Annotated in this window: 4 protein-coding genes and 1 pseudogene; 1 reads left to right on the top strand and 4 read right to left on the bottom strand. The window is 63.7% G+C overall.

From position 1 onward, the window contains the following. Positions 1-371: 371 nt before the first annotated feature. Complete coding sequence (locus VD811_01400) at positions 372-611, bottom strand: hypothetical protein (protein HXV19627.1); 240 nt, start codon at positions 609-611, stop codon at positions 372-374. A gap of 42 nt (positions 612-653) precedes the next feature. Between VD811_01400 and VD811_01405 the strand changes: the two are divergent. Next, a pseudogene (locus tag VD811_01405) lies at positions 654-812 on the top strand (tyrosine-type recombinase/integrase). Between the two features lie 103 nt (positions 813-915). Here VD811_01405 and VD811_01410 read toward each other — a convergent pair. From VD811_01410 to VD811_01420, 3 genes are all read right to left on the bottom strand, one after another. Beyond that, positions 916-1,503: a hypothetical protein gene (locus VD811_01410; GenBank protein HXV19628.1), complete on the bottom strand. Its 588-nt coding sequence runs from the start codon at positions 1,501-1,503 to the stop codon at positions 916-918. Then, a complete protein-coding gene (locus VD811_01415) occupies positions 1,500-2,996 on the bottom strand; it encodes an HD domain-containing phosphohydrolase (protein HXV19629.1) in 1,497 nt (498 codons plus the stop codon). The genes VD811_01410 and VD811_01415 overlap by 4 nt, the downstream gene beginning before the upstream one ends. Positions 2,997-3,295: 299 nt before the next feature. After that, positions 3,296-4,670, bottom strand: a 1,375-nt coding sequence (locus VD811_01420; GenBank protein ID HXV19630.1) for a DUF6178 family protein, incomplete at its 5' end; no start/stop codon positions are given.

Below are 4,670 nucleotides of genomic sequence, written 5' to 3' on the forward strand. Positions count from 1 at the left end.
ATAGGTCCTCCTAGCATAACAGGTATTAGACGACTGCCGTGATTTTTGATATTGCGGCAGTCGATGGTATCCAACATCCTGACTGTCGCATATCACCGACCATCGGGGAACCCGGAAGGGGACGTTGGTAACTTATGTAACTTGTTGAGGCTCCTCGATAACCCTACCCTTTTCCCTTTTGTCGAATCGCCTTGATTACCACTACGTGAGTGCGGCCGGTCATTTTGCCCCGGGTACAGCCGCTATGAGTCACAAGTTACAAAAGTTACCTACGTCCCTGTCCCGTTCCTGCCATCGGTGAAAATCTATCTCTGGAGGGGGGTATTATGAAAGGGTTCTCAGACGATGTCAACGAGAGAAGCTGCGTAAATTCAGACTTTTGGCGATCCTACGAGAAAGTCGTCAAAGAATCGGGCGTGCCCGAAAACCGACTCCGGTGGCACGTCAACGGGTCGCAACAATTTGCCCGTTTCCTGCCGGACCTGCACCTTGCCGATCAGCAGCAAAGCCATGTAACCGTTTTTCTGGCCACCCTCCAAAACAACCCTGCACTCCAACCCTGACAGATAGACCAAGACAGGGAAGCCCTTCGCCTGCTCTATCAGAGCCATCTTCGTACACCATGAGCGCTGGACGGGGCGGCATGGCCCGCATTGCGTCACGCCTTCGCCACCCACCTTATCGAAGCCGGCTACGACATCCGCACCCCGCAGGAACTGCTCGGCCACTCCGACGTCTCGACGACGATGATCTACACCCACGTCCTGAACAAGCCTGGGCTGGCGGTCCAGAGCCCGGTCGACCGGAGTTGATCCGCCAAAAAACGCAAAGGCCGCCCGCATCGTCATCGTGACGGCGGGCGGCCTTTGTCCTGGAACTCGGCTGTCTGTTCTCTCCCCCATCGGGAGAGGTCTGCTAATTTTCAGCGCGCACCTTCTTCAGGTTGGCCAGCTGAATCTCGGCCGTCTGCAGCGCCTTCCGGGAAGGCTGGTGCTGGGGGGCAAAGACGTGGATCAGCTTCCAGGTCCTGATCGCCTGGTCGAGATCTCCGTTGCGGTAGGCCGCAAGGCCACGCTCCAGCAACTGATCGGCACAGGTCCCGATCCCTGCCGCAATCCCGGCGGGGTTCATCCCGGCCTTTGCGGCTACTGCCGGCGTCGCCGGGTAGCCGTCCAGGGCGGCACGGTAGAGGGGGCCGGCCTTCTCCGGCAAATCCTTTTCCAGGTAGCCTTCCGCCTGTTTCAGCAGACCCTTGAGCGCCAGCCCGTATTCCTCGGCAAGCTCCGATTTGGAAAAGCCGCTCGACATTACCAGCGCCAGGGCCGCCGGATGGTTGCCCGCGGCCAGGTGCTGCCGGATCTTCTGCCGCACCGCCTCGGGCTCTTCTGCGGGCTTGCGGTCTCCCAGGCTGGCTGGATGATGCGGCGGTGCCGGCGGATGGCAGGCGCTCACCAGGGACAGGACCGCCAGAATCGACACGACGGGACGCAGGCGCGCTCTCATAGGGTGGCGACTCCTAAAAGGGAAAATTCCGGGTCATCGTCTTCGTGCAGAGCTTCGATGAACAGATCCGTCAGGTGCGGAGCGAACTGGGTGCCGCGAAAGGCCAGGATCTCCCCGACCGCCTCGTCCCGGGAGCGGCCCGGACGGTACGGACGGGAAGTGGTCATCGCATCGTAGGCGTCGGCGATGGCGACGATCTGGGCGAACAGCGGGATCTCCTCCCCCTTCAGGCCGGCGGGATAGCCGGAGCCGTCGTAGCGTTCATGGTGATGCCGCACCACCGGCACATACTTATGCAAGGAATCGGCCAGGCCGAGGATTTCCGCTCCCTGATCCGGGTGCAGCCCGATGAGACGGATTTCGTCGGCCTGCAGAGGGGCGGGCTTGTTCAGGATATGGTCGGGAACCCGGATCTTGCCGATATCGTGGAGGAAGCAGGCCATCTCCAGCTCCTTCAGCACCCCCGCGCCCAGCCCGAGCCGGCGGCCGACGCGCAACGACAGCGTCGCCACCCGCGCCGAGTGTCCCAGCGTGTAGTTGTCCCGGGCATCGAGCGCCGCCGCCAGGATGCGTACGGTCGACAGGTAGGATTCCTCCAGTTCGCGGGCGGAGCCTTCCAGGCTTTCCCGTTGCGCCCGGATGGTCGTGGCCATGGCATTGAAGCTGGCGGTCAGTTCGCCCAGCTCGTCATGGGAAGAGACTTCCACCTCCACGCCGTAGTCGCCGGAGCGGATGCGCGACACCCCGGCCGCAAGACGTTTGATCGGGGTGGTGAACAGGGTCGCCAGCAGCAGGGTTCCCGCCAGACCGACGACCATGGCGAGCAGGGAAACCAGGATGATTTTGCCTCTGGCCGAGCGTTTCGCGGCATTATAGGCGGCGGGATCGATCCCGACCACCACCTCTCCCAGCCGGCTGCCGGCAAAGATGATGGGAGTGCTGAATTCGAAGCAGGAGAGGCCGTCCCGACGGACCTTGCGGACGGCGACATCCGGTTCAATCGCCACCTCGGAGCCGGCCAGCCGCTCGAAGCGACCGCCCACGGAGCCGATTCGGCTATGGGCGAGAAGGGTATCCTGGGTGTCGAGAATCGCCAGGTAGACGACCCCCTCCTGCGATTCACTGATCTTGGCGGCCAGGTTGTCGAGGGCCAGACGGTCTCCGGAGAGGATGCTGTAGCCGGCCGGGGTAGCGGCGCTGATCGCGAGGGAGCGTCCGCGCTGCACCAGGGACTGCAGCAGGGATTCGTCGAGGACGTGGGTGACGACGAGGGAAGAGCCGGTGGTGATCAGGGCGATGAGGGCCAGGGTGACCAGGGCCAACTTGCAGCGAATGCCCCCCCGCCTCTGCAGCCAGCGAGTGAACGCCGCAGCCGGCTGCTCGCGCCGGGTCGGCTCGCCGCCCGCAAGCGGCTGCTGCCCTTTGCTGTGAAGGAATTTTTGCATAGTCAGTAAAGTCAGCAGACTGGAGCCGAAACCGGCGCCAGGCGCCATTCCTGCCTTCGCATTGCATTCGGGGAGTCGAGGGCGACAATCGTGCTGTAACATGCCATATCAGCATGAATTTTTCCAGAGAGTAATCTCGCGGCGGGCGCCATTTTCGTCTTGAAAATGGTTTAAAGGTCGGTATTACTCGGCTTTTCGGAAAAAAATTCCACCTGGCACTGATTCGCAGCCAGGCATAGCGGCGGACGGAAATCCGGGCGGAAGCGCCTTTCAGGATTTTGATGCGAGCAAGCGTCTCCCGGCGAGCGGAGAATTTTCCTTTCCAACGCCGTGCATGGGAAAATTTCCTAAGAAAGGCGGACAATCACCCCACTGACGAAACGCGGGTCGAGATCTTCCGCGCTGACCGAGCACAGCTCCTGCTCCCAGAGGTCGAGGCACCAGTCGCCGAAGGCCGCGGCGCCGGGCTCGAGGGAGTCGAGCCAGTGGCCGGTCTCGCGGCGCAGCTCGGGATCGAGCTTTCCCGCACGGCAGATGCGGGCGTGCAGTGCGGGGAGCTCCTCCTGCGGCACCGGCCGCGGCACGAAAGCGCGGCCGAGGATGCGGTTGGCCAGGGCGGTGAGGAGAAAATCGGAGAGGGTGAGGTCGGCCGGATCGGCGGGGGCGCAGCCGGCCAGATCGAGTTCGCCGGGAGTTGGGAGGTCGAAGGGAAACCGCTCCTCGAAGAGCCGGCGCTGTCCCGCCAGCCGCTCGAGCCAGGTCATGGCCAGGGCGATGTCGTGAACATTGGCGAAGGGGCGCTCGCCGGCCCGCTCCGCGGCATCTATCCCTTCGTAGAAGCGCGGCCGGCGCTGCTGCAGGGCATCGAGGAAGGCGCGCAGGGGGCCATCCAGGTAGGGACCGATACGGCCGGCGGCGAGCTTCTTCGCCCGCCGCTGCAGCTGCAGCGTCAGGCTGAAGCCGAGGCGAAAGAGGTGCTCGAGGTAGCAGTCCTCGAACAGCGCCGAGGCCGTTCCGAGGTCACCGCCGGAGAGGTGTTCGAGGGCCAGATTCAGGTAGCGGTAGACTTCTTCGGTCGTTTCCCGCACCTGGCTGCTTTCGCCGACGTCGACCCGCTCGGCGCTCATCACCTTGTTGATCAGAAAGGTCAGCTCCCAGCAGGCGTCGTGATCGAGGCCGCCGGCCAGGATCTCGGCCAGCAGGTCCTTCGGCCGGGCGGCTGCCAGGGCGAAAGCGGGGGCTTCCACCCCGACCTCGCCGGGCTGCAGGGGCAGCTTGCGCTGCTGCGCCGGGTCGAAGGTGTCCGGGTCGAGCCAGGCGTAGACGCCGAGGGCCTCGAAGGGGTCGGGGAAGCCGTGGTCGAGCAGACGGTCGCGACGGGCGCCGTAGACTTCCTCCTCGAGGGTGACCTCGGGCTCCCAGCGCACCGCCTCCATCAGCTGCAGGTAAAAGTCGCGCTCGCGGCGGAAAATGAGGTCGAGAAAGGTGCCGACGATCTTGGCGCTTTCAGCATCCCGATAATCGACGTCGTAGACTCCTTCGAGACGCCGCTCGCCGGCAAGGTCCTCGTCGAGCATGTCACCGGGGGCGGCGGTGATGGTAATGAATTTCTTGATGGTCAGCACGAGCAGCCCGAAATCGATCCCGACGGCCATCTTCAGGCCTGCCTCCTCGCCGGCCTCGACCAGTTGGGTCAGCCAGAAAAGTGCCTTGTCGCCGTCG

Source organism: Desulfuromonadales bacterium (genome assembly GCA_035620395.1).
Taxonomy (GTDB): Bacteria; Desulfobacterota; Desulfuromonadia; order Desulfuromonadales; family DASPGW01; genus DASPGW01.